15 protein-coding genes and 1 other annotated feature are annotated in these 18,933 nt (G+C 50.8%); of the genes, 4 read left to right on the top strand and 11 right to left on the bottom strand.

Translation table 11 applies throughout. From position 1 onward, the window contains the following. Window positions 1–143: 143 nt before the first annotated feature. Window positions 144–1,400 carry a tyrosine--tRNA ligase gene (gene tyrS / locus BMY11_RS03425; protein WP_090573048.1) on the bottom strand — a complete coding sequence of 419 codons (1,257 nt, stop codon included), beginning with the start codon at window positions 1,398–1,400 and terminating at the stop codon, window positions 144–146. 49 nt (window positions 1,401–1,449) lie between these two features. Beyond that, window positions 1,450–1,736 (bottom strand) — a binding site (T-box leader). Window positions 1,737–1,923: 187 nt separating this feature from the next. On the opposite strand from tyrS, the gene BMY11_RS03420 reads away from it, so the two are divergent. Further along, a complete protein-coding gene (locus BMY11_RS03420) occupies window positions 1,924–5,088 on the top strand; it encodes a transglycosylase domain-containing protein (protein ID WP_090573047.1) in 3,165 nt (1,054 codons plus the stop codon). Between the two features lie 239 nt (window positions 5,089–5,327). Here BMY11_RS03420 and acsA read toward each other — a convergent pair whose 3' ends face one another. Continuing rightward, complete coding sequence (gene acsA, locus BMY11_RS03415; protein ID WP_090573046.1) at window positions 5,328–7,052, bottom strand: acetate--CoA ligase; 1,725 nt, start codon at window positions 7,050–7,052, stop codon at window positions 5,328–5,330. Between the two features lie 180 nt (window positions 7,053–7,232). Between acsA and BMY11_RS03410 the strand changes: the two genes are divergently transcribed. Together BMY11_RS03410 and BMY11_RS03405 are read left to right on the top strand one after the other, a co-directional pair. After that, the gene (locus BMY11_RS03410; RefSeq protein WP_090573045.1) at window positions 7,233–7,865 is read left to right on the top strand and encodes a GNAT family N-acetyltransferase; all 633 of its coding nucleotides are present in this window, start codon (window positions 7,233–7,235) and stop codon (window positions 7,863–7,865) included. A gap of 45 nt (window positions 7,866–7,910) precedes the next feature. After that, on the top strand, window positions 7,911–9,089 hold the full coding sequence (locus BMY11_RS03405) for an acetoin utilization protein AcuC (protein WP_090573044.1): 1,179 nt from the start codon (window positions 7,911–7,913) through the stop codon (window positions 9,087–9,089). A gap of 98 nt (window positions 9,090–9,187) precedes the next feature. Here BMY11_RS03405 and BMY11_RS03400 read toward each other — a convergent pair whose 3' ends face one another. The 4 genes from BMY11_RS03400 to BMY11_RS03385 all read right to left on the bottom strand — a co-directional run bounded on the left by BMY11_RS03400 (window position 9,188) and on the right by BMY11_RS03385 (window position 11,777). After that, window positions 9,188–9,892 (bottom strand): 5'-methylthioadenosine/adenosylhomocysteine nucleosidase, encoded by a 705-nt coding sequence (locus tag BMY11_RS03400; RefSeq protein WP_090573043.1) that lies wholly within the window; start codon window positions 9,890–9,892, stop codon window positions 9,188–9,190. A gap of 6 nt (window positions 9,893–9,898) precedes the next feature. Further along, on the bottom strand, window positions 9,899–10,903 hold the full coding sequence (gene ccpA, locus BMY11_RS03395) for a catabolite control protein A (protein WP_090573042.1): 1,005 nt from the start codon (window positions 10,901–10,903) through the stop codon (window positions 9,899–9,901). Between the two features lie 70 nt (window positions 10,904–10,973). Beyond that, the gene (gene ytxJ / locus BMY11_RS03390; protein ID WP_090573041.1) at window positions 10,974–11,330 is read right to left on the bottom strand and encodes a bacillithiol system redox-active protein YtxJ; all 357 of its coding nucleotides are present in this window, start codon (window positions 11,328–11,330) and stop codon (window positions 10,974–10,976) included. A gap of 24 nt (window positions 11,331–11,354) precedes the next feature. Further along, on the bottom strand, window positions 11,355–11,777 hold the full coding sequence (locus tag BMY11_RS03385) for a hypothetical protein (protein WP_090573040.1): 423 nt from the start codon (window positions 11,775–11,777) through the stop codon (window positions 11,355–11,357). Window positions 11,778–12,137: 360 nt separating this feature from the next. Between BMY11_RS03385 and BMY11_RS03380 the strand changes: the two genes are divergently transcribed. After that, on the top strand, window positions 12,138–12,662 hold the full coding sequence (locus BMY11_RS03380) for a type 1 glutamine amidotransferase domain-containing protein (RefSeq protein ID WP_090573039.1): 525 nt from the start codon (window positions 12,138–12,140) through the stop codon (window positions 12,660–12,662). Between the two features lie 51 nt (window positions 12,663–12,713). Here BMY11_RS03380 and ptsP read toward each other — a convergent pair whose 3' ends face one another. The 5 genes from ptsP to BMY11_RS03355 all read right to left on the bottom strand — a co-directional run bounded on the left by ptsP (window position 12,714) and on the right by BMY11_RS03355 (window position 18,841). Next, window positions 12,714–14,489 (bottom strand): phosphoenolpyruvate--protein phosphotransferase, encoded by a 1,776-nt coding sequence (gene ptsP, locus BMY11_RS03375; RefSeq protein WP_090573038.1) that lies wholly within the window; start codon window positions 14,487–14,489, stop codon window positions 12,714–12,716. Beyond that, entirely contained in the window at window positions 14,486–16,369 is a 1,884-nt protein-coding gene (locus BMY11_RS03370) for a glucose PTS transporter subunit IIA (RefSeq protein WP_090573037.1), read from the bottom strand. Before BMY11_RS03370 ends, ptsP begins: the two co-directional genes overlap by 4 nt. A gap of 130 nt (window positions 16,370–16,499) precedes the next feature. After that, window positions 16,500–16,934, bottom strand: a complete 435-nt coding sequence (locus tag BMY11_RS03365) for a CoA-binding protein (protein ID WP_090573036.1) — start codon at window positions 16,932–16,934, stop codon at window positions 16,500–16,502. Window positions 16,935–16,993: 59 nt separating this feature from the next. Further along, the gene (gene aroA / locus BMY11_RS03360) at window positions 16,994–18,286 is read right to left on the bottom strand and encodes a 3-phosphoshikimate 1-carboxyvinyltransferase (protein ID WP_090573035.1); all 1,293 of its coding nucleotides are present in this window, start codon (window positions 18,284–18,286) and stop codon (window positions 16,994–16,996) included. Between the two features lie 33 nt (window positions 18,287–18,319). Further along, entirely contained in the window at window positions 18,320–18,841 is a 522-nt protein-coding gene (locus BMY11_RS03355) for a shikimate kinase (RefSeq protein WP_090573512.1), read from the bottom strand. Window positions 18,842–18,933: the final 92 nt, after the last annotated feature.

Here is an 18,933-nt window from a genome sequence, read left to right as displayed (position 1 = left end):
AAATCCAAAAATTAGAAGAATTTTTCATGTTATGTATTACGCTACATATGATGAGAAGTTTCGCTCACTCTGGTTTCCACCAAACGAGGTGAAAAAAAAGCTTACTGCCGCAGAATCTCTGCACAGTAAGCTTTCTCTCCTCACTATTGAAGCACTAACTTGGCAAATTTACGTTTGCCAACTTGAATGATATCGCCGTCAGCAATCGTAACCGAAACTGCCGGATCATCAATCTTCTCTTCGTTGATACGCACAGCACCTTGCTGAACGCTCCGTTTCGCCTCGCTGAGGGAAGCTTGCATGCCAAGCGTCGTCAGCAGCTTCGTGATCAAGATCGTGCCGTTATCCAGATCCGCTGCAGAGAGCACCGCATCTTGAATATCGTCGGGAAGCGCGCGCTTCTGGAACACCGTTATGAAATGCTGCTCCGCTGCCTCAGCCGCCTCTTCGCCATGGTACATCCGTACGAATGTGCGACCCAGCGCCATTTTCACATCACGTGGATGCTTCGTGCCTTCTTCAAGTCCAGTACGAAGTGCAGCTAGCTCTTCATTACTCATATCTGTAGCTAGCTCGTAATATTTAAGCATCAACTCATCTGGAATGGACATCGACTTGCCGTAAATTTGATTCGGCTCTTCATCGATACCGATGTAGTTGCCAAGGCTCTTGCTCATCTTATTGACGCCGTCCAAGCCTTCGATTAGCGGTGTCATAATCGCAGCTTGCGTCGACTTGCCATATTCCTTCTGCAACGTACGGCCCATGAGCAGGTTGAACTTCTGGTCTGTACCGCCAAGCTCAACATCGCTCTCTAGCGCTACGGAATCGAAGCCTTGCATCAGCGGGTAGAAGAACTCGTGGATGCTGATCGGTTGACCTGTCGTATAACGCTTCGTGAAATCATCGCGCTCCAGCATACGTGCTACAGTTACTTTAGCCGAAAGGGTTACGACTTCTGCAAAATTCATCGGTCCAAGCCATTCGGAGTTGTAGTAAACCGTCGTCTTCTCCGGATCAAGCAGCTTGTAAATCTGCTTCTTGTACGTCTCAGCATTGCGCTTCACATCTTCTTCCGTCAGCTGCTTGCGCGTCTCGGATTTGCCTGTCGGGTCGCCAATTCGGCCTGTGAAGTCACCGATAATGAGCTGTACCGAATGTCCCAGCTGTTGGAACTGCTTCAGCTTATGCAGAACGACTGTATGACCGATGTGAATGTCTGGCGCAGATGGATCAAGACCAAGCTTCACCTTGAGCGGCTTGCCCGTTGCAACTGCATTTGCTACCTTCGCTTTGAGCTCATCCTCCGGTACAATCTCCACAACACCACGGCGGATTACTGCCATTTGACGCTCAACTTCTTGCTGCTGCGCAGCTGTTAGCTCTTCCCATTTAACCATTTCAACTGTCCTCTCTCTTGTCCGGAAAATACAAAAAATCCCTCTGTCCTCAAGGGACGAGAAGGATTTGCTCGCGGTACCACCCTCATTAGAGTCGCCGGCAATCGTACCCAAATAGAGGTACGAGCCTTCACGAATAAGGCGGCTCTCACTTCATTTCATAACGGATTCTATCCGGAAACAGACTACTGACACGTCACAAGTCAACCTTGTACGTCGTTCGTCTGATCAGCTCGAGGCGGTAATTCAAGTTGCAGCGCGTACCGGTTTGCACCAACCACCGGCTCTCTGAAACGTTCCATCTGCAACTCTACTGAAGCCTGTCAACACGTTGGAATATGAACTTTTTTAACTGATCTTCTTATACCATATGCAATTAACAAAAGTCAATGAAATCCCATTTCGCGCAGCCATTCGATTGCCAACTTAGTGAATTCTTAGACAAATACGTCTCCCGAAGCTGCAACCAGACTGGCGATTTATGCTATAATAGCTCTGTTAATCAGAGGAGGCTTATCATTATATGGAACAAGAACGTGAGCAGAAGACAAAAGGATACAGCAAATGGCGGACTTTTGGGCTCGTGACGCTCATCACCTTGAAATGGTTATTCATCTTCGGTTTATTAATTGGGTTGTTTGCCGGAGCAACCGTCGCTGGTTATGTCGCTTCCTTCGTCAAGGACGAGCCTGTACGTCCACGCACTGATATCGAGAATAAAATAGATGAGAATGCCATCACGGGATTCGTTTATTTCAATGATGGACAAACGCCTGTCGGCCAGCTGCGTACGCAGGAGGATCGGCGACTCATTAAGCGGAGCGATATTCCGCCGCAAGTCATCAATGCTGTGCTTGCTACAGAAGACAACAACTTCTATAAACATATCGGCGTCGATTTCAACGGAATTGCTCGCGCGGTTAAACAGAAGGTGTTAAATGAAGATACACAGACCGGCGGCAGTACGCTGACTCAGCAGCTGGCGAGGCAAGTGTTCCTTACGCTGGACAAGACCGACAGCCGTAAGGTAAAGGAAATCTTCCTCTCTCTTCGTCTTGAGCGATTCATGACAAAGGACGAGATATTGACTGCTTATCTGAACAAAGTTCAATTCGGAACCGGGAACAGTGGTTACAATCTGTATGGGATTAAAGCTGCTGCCAAAGGGATTTTTAATATTACCGACTTGACTCAGCTGAACATTGCGCAGTCCGCTTATCTAGCTGGCTTGCCGCAGCGTCCTTCCGCTTATACCGCTTTTACGAGCAAAGGGAAGTTCAATGAATCAGGCTTCAAACTGGCGATAGATCGCCAGCATATCGTGCTGAAGCGGATGCTTGAGACGGGCCGTATCAGTAGTGAACAGTATAATGAAGCGCTCAACTTTGATGTTCGTGCATCACTGGCGAAGCCGACAGAGAAAGCTTATTCGACATTCCCGTACCTCATGCTGGAATCCGAGCGTCAGGCAGCCGAAATACTGCTCATGCAGAAAGATCCGAATTTGACAATTAGCGATGTCCGCAAGAAAGAGAACGCACCGCTAATCGAAGAAGCCCGTGAGCAGCTGCTCCGCGGCGGTTATCATATCTATACGACGATTGACAAGCGGATTTACAATTCGATGCACAAAGTCGGCTCCGATCCGTCTAACTTTGATCCAGACAGTAAAACCAAAGGGATGGAGCAAGCTGCAGCCGTCATGCTGGATCATAAGACTGGCGCAATTCTCGGCATGCTCGAGGGACGCGACTTCTACACCGAGCAGATGAACCATGCGACGCAGATGACGCGTCAGCCAGGTTCGACAATGAAGCCTATTGCGGCTTACTTGCCTGCTATTGATTCGGGACTTATCCAACCAGCGAGCATCGTAGACGATACGCCGATGGTCCTTAAAGATGGCCAGAAGGGCTATCACATCCCGATGAATGTTACGAAGAAATTCTACGGCTTGATTACTGCGCGCGACGCGCTGAACCGCTCTTTGAACTTGCCGGCGCTCAAGATCTTCAACAATATGGTGACAATCCCTGAAGCGTGGAAGTTTGCGAAGAAACTCGGCATTACGACGCTTAAACCAATAGATGACGGTGCGAAGACAGGCGTTATCGGCGGACTTAGCGTCGGGGTATCCGTTGAAGAGCTAACTAACGCATATGGCGCAATCGCAGACAATGGCGTTTTCAATGACGCTTATATGATCGGTCGGATTACCGATGCGAACGGCAACGTCGTTTATGAGCATGAGAAGAAACCGCTTCGTGTCTTCTCCGAACAGACGGCATTCCTGATGACGGATATGCTCAGAACGGTTATTTCAGAGAAGAACGGCTCCGGTCATATGATTACAACGTTGTTCAAGAAATATGGAAAAATCCCGGTTGTCGGTAAGACAGGTTCAACACAAAGCTACGGTGACGTCTGGTTCATGGGCTATACTCCTGACATCACACTGGGTGTATGGGTCGGTTACGAGAAGCAGATCAATGCATTGTCCAAAGATGGCCGAAATCACGCGAAACAAATTTGGTCTAAAATGATGAATGAAGTGACCGACGAACGTCCTGAATTGTTCCCGACGAAGCAATTCACTATGCCTGCCGGTATCGTGAAGTCGACCGTGTCCAGAGTAAGCGGCAAGCTGCCGACAGAGCTGACAAGAGCAAGCGGCAAGCTTGTAACGGACTGGTTCAACAGCAAGTTCATTCCGAAGGAATCGGACGACGCGCTTGTGAAGATGGCGATCATCTCCTTCAATGGCGTCAATTATATTCCGCAACCGACGACTCCTGCTGACATGATCAAAGAGCTGACGCTTGTGAAACGCGAGAAGCCGCTTGATGCACTCATGCAAGAAATCGAGGCCGCACAGGCGAAACTACCTGCAGACAGCCGTAGACCAATGTCCGTATACTTGCCGCCGGATGCTGCGCAGGATGCCCCTTCAATCGTTGACCCTCGTGTAGACGATGGAGCGGCCCCTTCACCGCCTTCCAATGTACGCCTTGTACCTGTTGAAGGGTCAAGTGCATACCGAATTACATACACAGCGTCCCCTCAGAAGGATGTTGTCGGATATCGATTGTACCGGAAGGTGAACGACGGCCAATTCGTCAATACGAATAAGCCCGTTCTTACAGGCGAAGAAACAAGATTCGTTAACTATGTTGGTTCTGGTATATTTAGCTACTACGTGACAGCGGTTGACGTTGCGGGTAAGGAATCCGCACCTAGCTTAGTTGTCTCAAACGGTGGTGGCACAACGCCGCCAGTGGAGAACGTCACAGATCTACCTGGCGATTCAGGCGCGTTAGATACTGGCGACAACACAGGCATCATCTTGCCGGGTAATGACGGTAGTTCGAACAGCAACTCGAACGGAAACCAAGGCCCGTCGAACGGTCAGACGACAGGACTCACGCCACCAGCTGCGCCAATGAAGGTTCAGATTGAACGAACCGATATCGGCATTAAGCTGACTTGGCTCGATAATGCGACCTCGGAGCAGGTTACACAGTATGATGTGTATTTCAGTACTAGCGAGAAAGGCAGATACAAAAAGATCGGCTCAACGAATGAAGCCAGGTTTGAGTATGTATCGCCAATGACTAGCGGATTCTTCCGCGTCACTGCAGTCAATGAGGTCGGCGAATCCGCTGCCTCTGCGACGGCAAGTGTGCAATAGATTGGTTATCTAACAATAGAGGGGCTTCCCAAAAGTCATCAATTGATAACTTTGGGAAGCCCCTCTATCTTTAATTGCTTAAGCAAGCAGCAATGCAACAAAAAAAAAATCGTAGTACAGAGTTAAACCTCTGCACCACGATTTACTTTAAAGTAACCAACTTCGATAATAAGGGGGCTGTCTCAGTAGTGAACTTTGTGGGACAGCCTGTTCTATTTACACCATACAATTCAATTGGATTAGTCCTCAATAGTCGACAGATCACCTGTCGGGAGGTTCAATTCCCAAGCCTTCAATACACGGCGCATAATCTTGCCGCTGCGTGTCTTCGGCAGCTTATCCTTGAACTCGATCTCACGCGGTGCAGCATGCGCGGACAGTCCTTCTTTCACGAACTTGGCAATATCCGCCTTCAACTCCTCGGATGGCGTGAAGCCCTCACGAAGCGAGACAAACGCTTTAATGATTTCACCGCGCATGGGGTCAGGCTTGCCGATTACGCCAGCCTCAGCAACGGCTGGATGCTCGACCAGCTTGCTCTCGACCTCGAATGGACCTACACGCTCGCCGGCCGTATTAATAACGTCGTCGATACGTCCTTGGAACCAGAAGTAGCCCTCCTCATCGCGGTATGCGGAGTCGCCAGAGATATACCAGCCTGGAATGCGGAAGTATTCCTCGTACTTCGCCGGATTGTTCCACACCTTGCGCATCATGGAAGGCCATGGTGTTTGGATGGCAAGGTTGCCCATCCGGTATGGAGGAAGCTCGTTGCCGCTATCGTCTATAATAGCTGCGTTCACACCTGGAATCGGCTTGCCCATCGAGCCTGGTTTAATGTCCATGCTCGGGTAGTTGCAGATCAGCTGAGCGCCAGTCTCCGTCATCCACCATGTATCGTGAATGCGCTGGTTGTATACTTTAAGACCCCAACGTACTACCTCTGGATTGAGTGGCTCGCCGACGCTGAGCACGTGGCGAAGGCTCGACAGATCGAATTGCTTCACGACATCGTCGCCTGCCCCCATCAGCATGCGGAATGCGGTTGGCGCGCTGTACCATACCGTTACACCATAGCGTGCAATTGTCGAGTACCAATCCTGCGGGCTGAAGCGACCGCCGCGGATTACATTCGTCGCACCGTTAAGCCAAGGTGCGAAGATACCGTATGACGTTCCTGTTACCCAGCCTGGATCGGCCGTACACCAATAAATATCATCAGGCTGCAGATCGAGCACGACCCGCCCTGTAAAATAGTGCTGAACCATCGCATTTTGCACATGCAAAATGCCCTTCGGCTTACCCGTCGATCCGGATGTGTAGTGGATCAGCAAACCGTCCTCGCGTCCTAGCCATTCAATCTCCGCTTCATCCGAAGCTGTATTCATCTCGGCTTTGAAATCAACGATACCTTCGCCCGCTTCCACATTATCGCCGAAAACGATGACATGCTTTAGATTAGGCAGCTCGCTGCGCGGAATACGCGAGAGAAGAGCAGGCGTCGTAATGATCGCCGTAGCGCTGCTGTCGAGCAAACGGTCTCTAACCGCTGTCTCCATGAACGCTTCGAATAGCGGTCCCACGATGGCACCGACTTTGAGTGAACCGATTAAGCTGAAATAAAGCTCTGGCGTACGCGGCATAAAGATGAAGACGCGCTCACCCTTCTCGATTCCGAGTCCGCGAAGCACATTCGCGAAACGGTTCGATTGTTTGGATAGTTCCTGGTACGTATAAGACTCGTCTCTGCTGTTATCGCTATAGTAGAGGGCGACTTTATCGCCTCGGCCTTCTGCAATGTGACGGTCGATCGCTTCATAAGCCATATTGACCTTACCCGTTTCATGCCAGGAGAACTGCTGTTCAAGCTGATCAAAACTAAACGCATTATAGGTTTCTTCATAGCTTGTCATGTTGGAGCCAGATGCCGTTGCCGGAATCCGTTCTTGATGCATGTTTGACATTTCCATCATCCTCCTACCCAATATACAACAACCGTTTCTAGCGGGAGCAGCCCCCGTAATGACGCTCTTACTAGGAATACGCTTACATATTATATCACGCTTGCTGCGCTTGAACCATTCTTTTCATGTCTTGTTTTTTTTGCTATAAGTAGTGTAGAACGGGAAAGGAGCCATCACTTGTTGGAACATCGCAAAAGGATTCATGCGCAGATTGTCCCAAACATCGAACGCGATATTGTCATAGAAGGGCCGCTCCCTGCCGAGGCGGTGACCGGTCTCACCCTTCATCCACAGCTCGATGCATTCCGCAGACCAGCTGAGCAGCATAAAGCGCTCATCGAGATTGCAGAGCTCCCAGAAGGTCGCATAATCGCGGCAAGAGACGGTGAAGTCATCGTCGGCTATGTCACCTTCCACTATCCAGACGAACTGGAGCGGTGGTCTGAAGGCGGCATGACGGATTTAGTCGAGCTCGGCGCCGTAGAAGTTGCTGACGACTACCGCTCGCTTGGCCTCGGCAAGAAAATGATTCAGAACGCTTTTGCCTATGATCAGCTGGAAAATGTCATTGTTTATACAACAGAGTATTATTGGCACTGGGATCTGGAAGGAACAGGCCTTAGCGTATGGGAATACCGCGCCATGATGGAGCGGCTGATGAAGTCCGTAAACATGGAATGGGTGGCGACTGATGATCCTGAGATCTGTGCCCACCCGGCTAACTGCCTGATGGTGCGAATCGGACGTGAGGTACCTCTCAGCTCCATTGAACAATTCGACCGTGTCCGCTTCAGACAGCGCTTTATGTACTAGCACCTTTGAGGCAGCAGACAGTAGAAAGGATGCGAAAGACGCATTATGACGGACAATGCCGTTTATATCCATCATCAAGATGCAAGTCGGTACAAATTTAACAAGGACCATCCGTTCGATCCGATGCGATTAACGCTCACACATAGCCTTCTCCAGTCGGCGAATGCGCTAAACGATTCCCAATACAGACACCCTGCCGCAGCGGATGACGAGCTGCTGAAGCTGGTCCATCGCCCTGATTATATTGACGCTGTACGCATGTTAAGCGCTGACAAGCCTGATGCGGAAGCCATCAAACGAGCTGAATTATATGGGCTGAATACAGATGATACGCCATACTTCCCCGGTATGCACGAAGCAACAGCATCTATCGTCGGCGGTTCGGTGATGGCGGCAGATCTCGTGATGAGCGGACAAGCCAAGCACGCGTACCATATGGCTGGCGGGCTGCATCATGCTTTTCCAGACCGTGGGGCTGGCTTCTGCGTCTATAATGATGCGGCCATAGCAATCGCTCACATTCGTAAGCAGTACGGCGCGCGCGTCCTGTATATCGACACCGACGTCCATCATGGCGATGGCGTTCAGTGGACGTTCTATGCCGACCCTGACGTCTGTACCTATTCCATTCACGAGACAGGCAAATATTTATTCCCTGGCACGGGCTTCGTTGCCGAGCGCGGCATCGACGCTGGCTACGGGACAACCATTAATGTCCCGGTTGAGCCTTACACCGAGGATGAGTCCTGGCTTGCGAGCTTCGCCACAACCATTGAGAAGGTCACTCAAGTGTTCAAGCCGGATGTCATCGTCAGCCAGCATGGCTGTGACGCTCATGCTTATGATCCGTTATCGCATATTCACTGCAGTATGCGAATCTATCAAGCAATGCCTGCACTCATCCATCAGCTTGCTCATCGTTATACTGACGGACGCTGGATCGCAGTCGGCGGCGGCGGCTATGACATCTGGCGAGTCGTTCCGCGCGCTTGGGCGCTCGTATGGCTCGAGATGACTGACCATCCCATCGCCGCGCAGCTTCGCGAGCAGACAGGTAATGAGCCACTACCGCAAGCTTGGATCGATAGCTGGTCTGCAAACAGCCCTGAAGAGCTTCCGACCCATTGGCTGGATGATTCACGCCTCTGGCAGCCGATCCCCCGCAGAAGCGAAATTGAAGCGCGTAATCGTGAAGTCGCAGAACTCGCGATTCAGGGGCTTTGAAGTAAAACAAAAGGCAGCTCACATCCGTTCCGGTTAGGAACAAGATGCGTAGCTGCCTTTATCATTAATCAAGCGGATTATTATTCGTAAGCCGCTCCCTACATCTGTTGAATCATTTCATCAATAATAGAATGTGAATTCACTGAAGCTTGAACCGTGAATTCCGCAAAGTTCACATGTGCAGAGCCGTCTGCCTTATCCGACATCGAACGAATGACGACGAACGGAACTTGATTCATGACACAAACTTGCGCAAGTGCCGCGCCTTCCATCTCCGTACATGCACCGCTTAACTCATCATGCAGCACTTTTACCGTTTCTCTCGAGGATACGAATTGATCTCCGGAGAGCACTTTACCCTTTGCGCTGCGGCCTGGGAACAGCTTCTCCGCCGCACTCGTTGCCAGTTCGACCAGATTCGGCGCCGCCTCAAACTCCCAAACGTCCTGGAACGGAATCTGACCGCGAGCGAAGCCAAGCGCTGTCACGTCCATATCATGCTGCAAGCAAGACGTCGACACAACGATGTCTCCAATGTTCAAGCTCGGATCAACCGCGCCTGCAACACCAGTGAACAATACGCATTCCACACCAGCATCAATGAGAAGCTGCGTGCAAACAGCTGCATTGACTTTACCAACGCCTGATTTGCAGAATACAACTTGACGACCGTGCAGCGTGCCTTCTACATATTCAATACCTGCTTTCACGAATGAGCCTGTCTTATCGACATGCTTGTGCAGCAGTTCAATCTCTTCCACCATGGCACCGATAATGCCTATCTTGTGATACTTCGTTGTCATAATTGCTTATATGCTCCCTACCGACTGACGGTTCACAATTTCATGCGGCAGAATAACGCGCGCGTTGTCGACCGCTTCCTTCTTCATTAGCTTCGTCAATAGACGCATCGATACTGCACCGATGTCATACATTGGCTGCGCAACAGCAGTCAGCTGCGGACGCACCATCGACGCCATGCGGCTGTTATCCACGCTGATGACGGAGATATTGTCAGGCACTTTAAGTGCTGCATCCTGGATGCAGTGAATCGCGCCAATTGCCATCTCATCCGTTGCGGAGAATACAGCTGTTGGACGTTCGCCAAGCTCCAAGAAATATTTCATCGCCTCTACGCCGGATTCATAGCGGTAGTTGCCGATACGAACGAGCGACTCATCATATGGCAAGCCAGCAACTTCAAGCGCACGCTTGTACCCTTGGAAACGCGCATATCCGTTCGCCGGATCCTGAAGCGTGCCGCAGATCATCGCAATGCGTGTGTGTCCAGCCCGAATAAGAGCTTGTACCGCATCAAAAGCAGCGCTCTCGTGGTCGATATCAACCGAAGGAATTACGCCTTGCTCATCAGTTGTCGCACAGAGAACGATCGGCACATTCGCTGTCTTAAATGCTTGCAGATGGTCTTCCGTTACAGCGCCGCCCATGAACAACAGCCCGTCCACTTGCTTCTCAAGCAACGTGTTGATAACGCGAATCTCTTTATCTTTCTTCTTATCAGCGTTACAAAGAATGATATTGTAATGATACATATTCGCGATGTCTTCGATGCCGCGTGCAACTTCGGCGAAGATCGCATTCGAAATATCAGGAATAACGACACCAACTGTCGTTGTCTTCTTGCTTGCAAGTCCGCGCGCTACTGCGTTTGGACGATAGCCAAGACGTTCAATAGCTTCAAATACTTTCTTACGCGTCTGTGGCTTCACGTTCGGATTGTTATTCACAACCCGGGAAACAGTCGCCATCGATACGCCGGCTTCTCTTGCTACATCATAAATGGTTACTGTCACGGTCCTTCTCTCCATTAATTCAAATTTGTTCTCGCACCGCACTACTTTACCGTAATGATACGACAAAATATTACTTTTCGCAATGTGTCCCGAGATGCTCATCTAATGTTGAGTAGGTAATCCGCCAGTGAGAAGCATGCCAGGAGACACTTCCATCCTGGACAAAGAGAAGCTGAGGCGACTCGTGCTTCACGCCGAGTTTCTCTGAAATCGCATTCGAAACTTGGCGGCTCTCTGGTACGAGCACCATAATAATGTGGAAGGATACCGTCGTTGCATCCTCCAGCCAGTTCGACAGTTCATCATAAGCACCGCTGCTGATGGAACACGTCGTGCTGTGCTTGAAAATGAGCAGCGGTTCTGTGGCAGCAGCCGCATAAGTTGCTTCCCACTGCTCGATCGTTGTGATTGGTGAGGGCAGCTTCATAAGCTAGGGCCCCGCTCCCTTCCTCTATCGCCTTCCATATTGAAGCAGACTCCGGCTAAGCTGTGCTAGCCGCTTATGTATATCTGCTGTCCACTCGGCATCCCCTGCAGCCTGCGCAACCTGGAACAAATCAAGCAGCATATCGATGCGCTCTTCCGTCATTCGCCGCATAATGACCGGATCAGACACTTTCTTATCATGGTAAGCCTCTACTAACAAATTTGCCCATTCATTCCACTCATTAAACAGAAACGTCTGCTTTACAGGGTGGGCACCTAGCTTGCCAATCAGGCCCGTAAGGTCTGGCTTCACTTCCGGGAACACCTCACTGCGGTTGCAGGAACGGCAAGAGAATATCGGTACATTATCAATTTCAACTTTATTCGAATATACAACAGTACGCAGCTTCATTGGCATATCGTCGCCGCAAGAACAGCGTTTTAGCAAGATCGTCCACTCCTTCTCCTAAACAAGTAGAACACCCAAGCGCAACCGGCTGTCGCCGTCTTTCCGGCAAAAGCTTACGGTTCGCGGAGAAATCTAAGCAAAGTATATTCAAAACTTATACTTTCTTGGATTTCAAGTGAAAACGGCAGTTGCCATCCGACCTTCGGAGGCAAAAGCTATCGTTTGAAAGGCGTTACTCGACGAATATGATATTCGACCTATTGCAAAAAAAGTCCTGCTTTAAGGCAGATTGTAATTTTTGCATCATTCGGATGTTACAACCAGTGCGGTTTGCTTCAAAGAACCGCCTGAGGGTACAATAAGTAGGAGCTTTTTACACATGCTAGAGGAGGAAAGAACGTGTCCCTACAAGGAAAAATGATTATCTGCTTGCTAGATGACGAATTCGAGGATTTGGAGCTGTGGTATCCCGTCTATCGCGTACGTGAAGAAGGCGCTAAAGTGTTATTCGCAGGACCGGAGAAGAACCGGACTCATATTGGCAAATACGGCGTTCCCGCAACTGCGGATCTTAGCTTCGATGAGGTTGACGGCAGTCAGATCGACGGTTTGCTCGTTCCAGGCGGCTGGGCGCCGGACAAGCTCCGCCGTTATCCGCAGGTGCTGCAGCTAGTGAAGGAAATGGACGCGGCAGGTAAACCGATCGGCCAAATCTGCCATGCTGGCTGGGTGCTGATCTCGGCAAAAATCCTTCAAGGCCGCAACGTCACTTCTACGCCTGGCATTCGCGACGATATGGAGAATGCAGGCGCGACTTGGATTGATGCACCGGTTGTCGTGGACGGACATATCATCTCTTCAAGGCGTCCGCCGGATCTGCCTCCGTATGCGAAAGCATTCGTCGATGCTTTGAAGAACCAATAAATGACAAAAGGCGGCTCCCCTGATCGCGATGATCGGGGAAGCCGCCTTTCTTTATTTGGTCAGCTTGGCTGCTGGCTGACGCTCAGCTGCCTGTTTGTTCTCACCTTCGGCTTTCATCGCCAGCGGTGAAAGAATATCATGAATTTGCTCGCTTGTTCTGCACGCAAGAATCCGGTCAAATACTTCGCGGCTCGCTTGCTGCGTAAGCGTCAGCAACTTCTCCTTGACTGGCAGTATCGCTTGAGCTGACATGCTAAGCTCATCGACGTCGAGCGCCAGCCAGATCGGCAGCGCCTTCAGATCGCCTGCCATTTCGCCGCAGACGCCAACATGAATGCCTGCGCGCTTCGCCGCTTCTATCGTCATCTTCAGCATACGCAGAACGGCAGGATGAAAAGGCTCATACAGATAGGAGATTTGTTCATTCATCCGGTCGACGGCGAGCGTGAACTGAATGAGATCATTCGTGCCGATGCTGAAGAAGTCGACCTCCTCTGCCAGCATATCCGCAAGGACGACGGCGGCCGGAAGCTCAATCATAATGCCGACATCGATTTCCTCCGAGAACCCGATCCCTTCATTTCGTAGCTCCTGCTTACATTGCTCGAGCAAGTTGTTCGCCGCTCGAACCTCCTCTACAGATGAGATCAGCGGGTACATGATTTTCACATTGCCATAATAGCTCGCTCGTAGAATCGCACGAAGCTGTGTCTTGAACAAGGATGGCTTATCGAGGCAGATTCGGATTGCCCGGTAACCGAGGAACGGATTCTCCTCCTCCGGCAGCTCGAAGTAATCCAACTGCTTGTCGCCACCAATATCGAGCGTACGGATAATGAGCGGTTTATTATCGAGCTTCTCAGCAGCGCCGCGGTATACCTCGAACTGCTCCTCTTCCCGCGGAAGCCTGCTGCGGTCCATGTAGAGAAACTCGGTACGGAACAGGCCAACACCGCTCGTGCCGCTCGCCAGAGCGACCTCCAGCTCCTTGAGCGAACTAATATTCGCGCTCAGCTCCAGCTCCTTACCGTCCTTGGTCACCGGCTGCACGCCAACGATACCTTTCAGCTGCTGCTTCTTCTCCTGATGGAGCTGCTGCCTCTCTGTATACTGCTCCACGGCCTGTTGCTCCGGCTCCAAAATAACGATGCCAAGCTCGCCGTCAATAATGAGCATATCGCCTGTCTGAATCGCCTCTTCCAGCTTCGATTCAATGCCGACAACGAGCGGTACGCCAAGCGCTCTCGCCATAATAGACGAATGCGAAGTCGTGCTGCCTGCCAGTGTCGCGATGCCAAGGACATGGTTCGGGTTCAAATGAGCGAGCTGTGAAGGAGACAGCTCCTTCGCAATAAGAATAAATGGCTGCGTATCCGAAGGCAGCGTAATCTCCGGCGCACCAAGCAGATGCTTGAGCAGTCGATTGCCGACATCCTTGATATCGAGCGCACGTTCCTTCATATATTCATCATCGAGCAGGTCGAACATGGTCACGAAATGGTCAATCGCTTCTTTCACCGCAACTTCTGCCGCTTTGTATTGCCGCTGGATAATGCCCTGAATCTCATTCATAAAGACCGGATCATCCAGAATTGCAATATGCGCGTCAAAAATGCTAGTTTCCTCTGGGCCGACTACCTCGCGCAGCTCATCCTTCATCTGCTCGATCTCGACCTTGGAGGTGCGAATGCCTTCATACAACCGCTCAAATTCGCGAGCCAAATCTCCTACGTCGATCTTTTGCTCCGGTAAATCCCATTCCCAGTTTGGAAGCACGAACGCCTTCCCGATTGCGATACCTGGTGATGCCCCAATTCCTTGAATCACGCTGTTTCCCCTCCACCGCTTCTCTCTTTTAGAACGACTGACATGACGGAAGCTTGACCCTTCTTAACCCCTTTGAACGGGGCGAAGCTCCAGGAGCTTACAAGATCCGAATTGGTAATAACCATTGGTGTCGCAAGCGACTTGCTTCCTTTGCGTACTTTCTGCATATCAAACGTGATGAGCAGCTGGCCCGGCTTCACCTGATCGCCTTCTTCCACGATTGCTTCGAAGCCTTGCCCTTTCAGCTGCGATGTATCTATGCCAATGTGCAGCAGCACTTCAAGCCCCTCCACAGTCCGAATGCCGATTGCATGCTTGGTCGGGTAAATATGTATGACTTTTCCAGTTACCGGTGAGACTAGCTCTCCCTTGTCAGGCATGAATGCGACACCGTCACCGACAAGCTTGCCGGAGAAGATCGGGTCAGGCACTTCGGAGAGCGGCATCATTCTGCCCTGCATCGGTGCGCTGAACAGCACTCTAGATATATCTCTTCGTATCGCTTTGTCCATTTCCTCCCGTATCAGTTCGGAATAGGTGCCAAAGACGATCTGCACGTTGCCGCCGCCTAGCCGGATAACACCTGCTGCGCCTAGATGGCGGAGCGCGTTAATGTCAATGAGCTTGTCGCTTCCGACCTTCAGGCGAAGTCGAGTGATGCAGGCTTCCATCTGAACGATGTTCTCTTTGCCGCCAATGGCTTGCAGAATAAGCGGTGCCCGATATGGAATATCGCCTGCCCATTCATCGAGTTGCGAGCCTTCCTCACGGCCTGGCGTCGGAATTTGAAACCGGTGAATCGCCCACCTAAACATGACATAGTAGAGCAATCCGAATATAAGACCGATCGGAATGAGCAGCCAGCCTCTTGTTGCGAGATGCTCATTAATCAAGAAGTCAATGGCTCCTGCTGAGAACGAGAAGCCGTGCCGAATGCCAAGCTCGTACGTGAACCACATCATCGCACCAGATAGCAGCGCATGGATGACAAACAAATATGGCGCTACAAATAGAAACGCAAATTCGATCGGTTCTGTCACACCTGTTAAAAAAGAAGATAGCGCAGCGATCATGAACGTCTTCTTGATCTTCGGTTTCAAGTCTTCACGTGCCTCATGAATAATGGCAAAAGCAATCGCTGGCAGTGCAAACATCATTGTCGGGTACAAGCCTGCCATATAGCCGCCAGCTGTCGGATCGCCTGCGAAGAAGCGAGGCAGATCACCAAACACGACCGAGCCGTCCCCTGACGTATAGCCGCCAACTTGGAACCAGAACATATGGCTGACGAGGTGATGCAGACCGAAGACGACAAGGATTCGCAGGACGAATCCGAACAGGAAGACGCCGAAACCTCCGCCAGATTCGATGACATCGCCAAGCTCCATTAGTCCGTTATGTATGTAAGGTGCGATCTGGACCATCACAATTGCAAGCAGCGTGGAGAATACACTTACAGCAAGCGGGATAAACCTCGGTCCACCGAAGAATTGAATATACTCCGGAAACTTTATAGACTTAAAACGTTCATTAAAGATACTGGTGACAAGCCCGATGAGCACTCCGGTCAGTACCGTTGGTTCTAGCTCATAATGGCTCGCATTAATAACGCTCGTATAAATAAACATCCCTGCAATAGCAGCCAGGCCTGCGGTTAATGCATTGCTCGTCATGCCCATCGCGACGCCAAACGCAAACAAATATGGCAAGTACGCAAATAATGCATGACCTGCAACTTGCAAGTGAGTTTGCATGTCGGGCAATCCAATCGAAGCCCATGGCAGAGCGCTAAGGCTGAGGAAAATAGCGGCACCTGGCAATACAATCGTCGGCAGCATCAATGATCGGCCAAGCTGCTGCAGATGACCCATTATGTTCATAAGCTGCCTCCTTAAAATTTGTTGTGACGCGATTGCTACTCTTGATCGTAAGCGTTCACTCCGCCTTTGTCAAAAGAAAAGACGGACCGTTATGGTCCGTCTAAATCCTATTGACATGGACAACCACCTGCTAGGAATTGGTTTTCCCGTGCGGCAGCAGTATGGAATCCTCTACTTTAATGCAGCGATCCATAATGAGCTGCATGCCTGCGCGTTCAGCTATTGCTGCGACTTCGTCATTGTAAATGCCAAGCTGCAGCCATAGCGTCTTTGCGCCGATCTCGGCAGCTTCTTCCGCAACAGGTGGCGTATGCTCGCTGCGGCGGAAGACGTTGACCGCATCAATCGGAAACGGAATATCTTTGAGCGATGCGTAACTCGTCTCTCCTAGAATCTCCGAAGCGTTCGGATTAACCGGAATGATTCGGTAACCCTTCGCCTTCATCGCCTCAGACACCATATAGGAGGTGCGATCGGGCTTATCGGATAATCCGACGACAGCAATCGTCGTTGTTTCTTCAAGAATGCGTTTGATTTCATCGCGTGAAGGATTAGTAAAAGCCATGTGAATACCATCCCTTCTTCTATTGATTACCCGCTTAGCCTGCTTACACAGCCTATTTCCTATTCAATCCATTCGACGTTCGCGCCGAGCGCCTTCAAGTGATCGAAGAAGATCGGATATGACTTCGCCACATGATGCGCATCGCGGATACGAAGCGGCTGCTTCGCACGAAGGCCAACAACCGTCAACGCCATAATAACACGGTGGTCATAATGCGCGTTGATCTCAACGCCGCCTTCAACACCTTCCGGACGGCCGTGGACGATAATTTCTGCTTGTCGCTCTTCCACGTTCGCACCGGCTTTACGAAGCTCGTTCAAATAGTCGGTGATCCGGTCGCACTCCTTGTAGCGAAGGTTCTCCACATCGTAGAAACGGGAGGTGCCTTCCGCGAACACAGCAGCCGCAACCATAGCTAGAACGGCATCTGTCGCCTTGTCGCCGTCGAACTCGACAGCTTTCAGCTTACCATTGCCCTTCACGTGCACAATGCCGTCTTTATGCGTAAGCGGCACTTCCATCATGCGCAGCACATCGACAATTGCACGCTCGCCTTGCTTACTGTTCTCTTCCAGACGGTGCAGGATGACATCGGACTCCGTTACTGCAGCAGCAGCAAGAATTGCCGCAGAGCCTGGGTAGTCGCCTTGTACGACGTACTTCTTCGCCTCGTACTTCTGGCCGCCTTTTACCTTGTAATGCATGAGATCTTCTGTTGCTTCGATAACGATGCCGGCTTGCGCCAATACTTCCAGCGTTTGGCCGACGACAACTTTGGATTTAAGGTCATGGAGCACTTCAATCTCGCTGTCCTCTTCAAGCAGCGGTGTCAAGAACAGCAGTGCACTGAGGAACTGCGAGCTGACATTACCGCTTACTTGAATTTTACCACCTTTAGCTTGTCCGCCGCGAATTGTGATCGGCAGCTTACCGCTGTTATGCTCCACGTCTACGCCGATTTGACCAAGTGCTACGATCAGGTCATCATGCGGACGTTTGCCTAGCGAGTCTGGATAACGGTTAATGAACGTAACGTCTGGAGCAAGTGCCGCAATTGCCATCAAGAAACGAAGCACAGCGCCGGCGTTGCCAACATCAAGCTCTTTAACATCCTTCGGATTACGACCGAAGCCGGTAATTGTAATTTTCTCTTCGTCTTCTTCGATAACAGCACCAAGATCGCGGATACAACGACGCATCGCGTCACTGTCTTCGCTGTGAGCCGGGTAGTAGATCGTGCTTGTTCCTTCTGCCAGTGCAGCGACAAGCAGGTAGCGTGTCGTATAGTTCTTTGAAGAAAGTGCTTGCAGCTCGCCTTGCAGTCTTGGTGTTGGGGTTACGCGTACATCCATCGTTAAAGTCGTCTCCTTTATGTAGGTATAGATTTAGAAGCGCTGCTTCAAGCCTCGCTCGATTTGATCGACTACTTCTTGCACTGTAAGATGAGTGGTGTCTATAGCCAAATGGGCAAAATCATACGCATGCTTCCGATCCTCAAGCAGCTTATACACCCGGCCTGCAACATCGCCTTGCAGCAGTGGACGGTCCGGGTCCTGGCTGACACGCGCAATAATTTGCGAAGGGTCTGCACTGAGCGACACCACGAAACTGCCTTCAAGCATGAGCTTCCGATTATGCTCTGCCAGTACTGCGCCTCCGCCAGTTGCGATAACGAGCGGTTCAGCTCGGTCTATGACGTCAGCGAGTGCAGCTGTTTCCGCTGCTCGGAACTCAGCCTCGCCGCGTGTCTCGAAGATGTCAGCAATCGAAGCGCCTTCGCGCCGGACGATCTCCGCATCAATATCGATGACATCGCAGATCAGACGTGCCGCAAGCTCCTTACTGACCGTTGATTTGCCTGTGCCCATAAACCCGATGAGGGCTACATGTTGACGCGGCCTTTCCATGATCACTCGAAACACCTTCCCCTGCCATTTGAAAGCGTAAACCTGCATTCAAAAACATTTCCCACGATTATACCATTATTCAAGAATATCCG

It is taken from the genome of Paenibacillus sp. OV219 (assembly GCF_900110075.1).
Classification (GTDB): domain Bacteria; phylum Bacillota; class Bacilli; order Paenibacillales; family Paenibacillaceae; genus Paenibacillus_Z.
Note: the sequence above shows the minus strand (reverse complement) of the source record. Positions and strands in the feature narration are given on the sequence as shown.

Excerpts from the sequence above, each read along its gene's own strand:
- BMY11_RS03420 (WP_090573047.1), top strand. The coding sequence starts at position 1,924 with ATGGAACAAGAACGTGAGCAGAAGACAAAAGGATACAGCAAATGGCGG.
- BMY11_RS03405 (WP_090573044.1), top strand. The coding sequence starts at position 7,911 with ATGACGGACAATGCCGTTTATATCCATCATCAAGATGCAAGTCGGTAC.
- ytxJ (WP_090573041.1), bottom strand. The coding sequence starts at position 11,330 with ATGAAGCTGCCCTCACCAATCACAACGATCGAGCAGTGGGAAGCAACT.
- BMY11_RS03400 (WP_090573043.1), bottom strand. The coding sequence starts at position 9,892 with ATGACAACGAAGTATCACAAGATAGGCATTATCGGTGCCATGGTGGAA.
- BMY11_RS03370 (WP_090573037.1), bottom strand. The coding sequence starts at position 16,369 with ATGAACATAATGGGTCATCTGCAGCAGCTTGGCCGATCATTGATGCTG.
- aroA (WP_090573035.1), bottom strand. The coding sequence starts at position 18,286 with ATGGATGTACGCGTAACCCCAACACCAAGACTGCAAGGCGAGCTGCAA.
- acsA (WP_090573046.1), bottom strand. The coding sequence starts at position 7,052 with ATGTCAAACATGCATCAAGAACGGATTCCGGCAACGGCATCTGGCTCC.
- tyrS (WP_090573048.1), bottom strand. The coding sequence starts at position 1,400 with ATGGTTAAATGGGAAGAGCTAACAGCTGCGCAGCAGCAAGAAGTTGAG.
- BMY11_RS03365 (WP_090573036.1), bottom strand. The coding sequence starts at position 16,934 with ATGGCTTTTACTAATCCTTCACGCGATGAAATCAAACGCATTCTTGAA.
- BMY11_RS03355 (WP_090573512.1), bottom strand. The coding sequence starts at position 18,841 with ATGGAAAGGCCGCGTCAACATGTAGCCCTCATCGGGTTTATGGGCACA.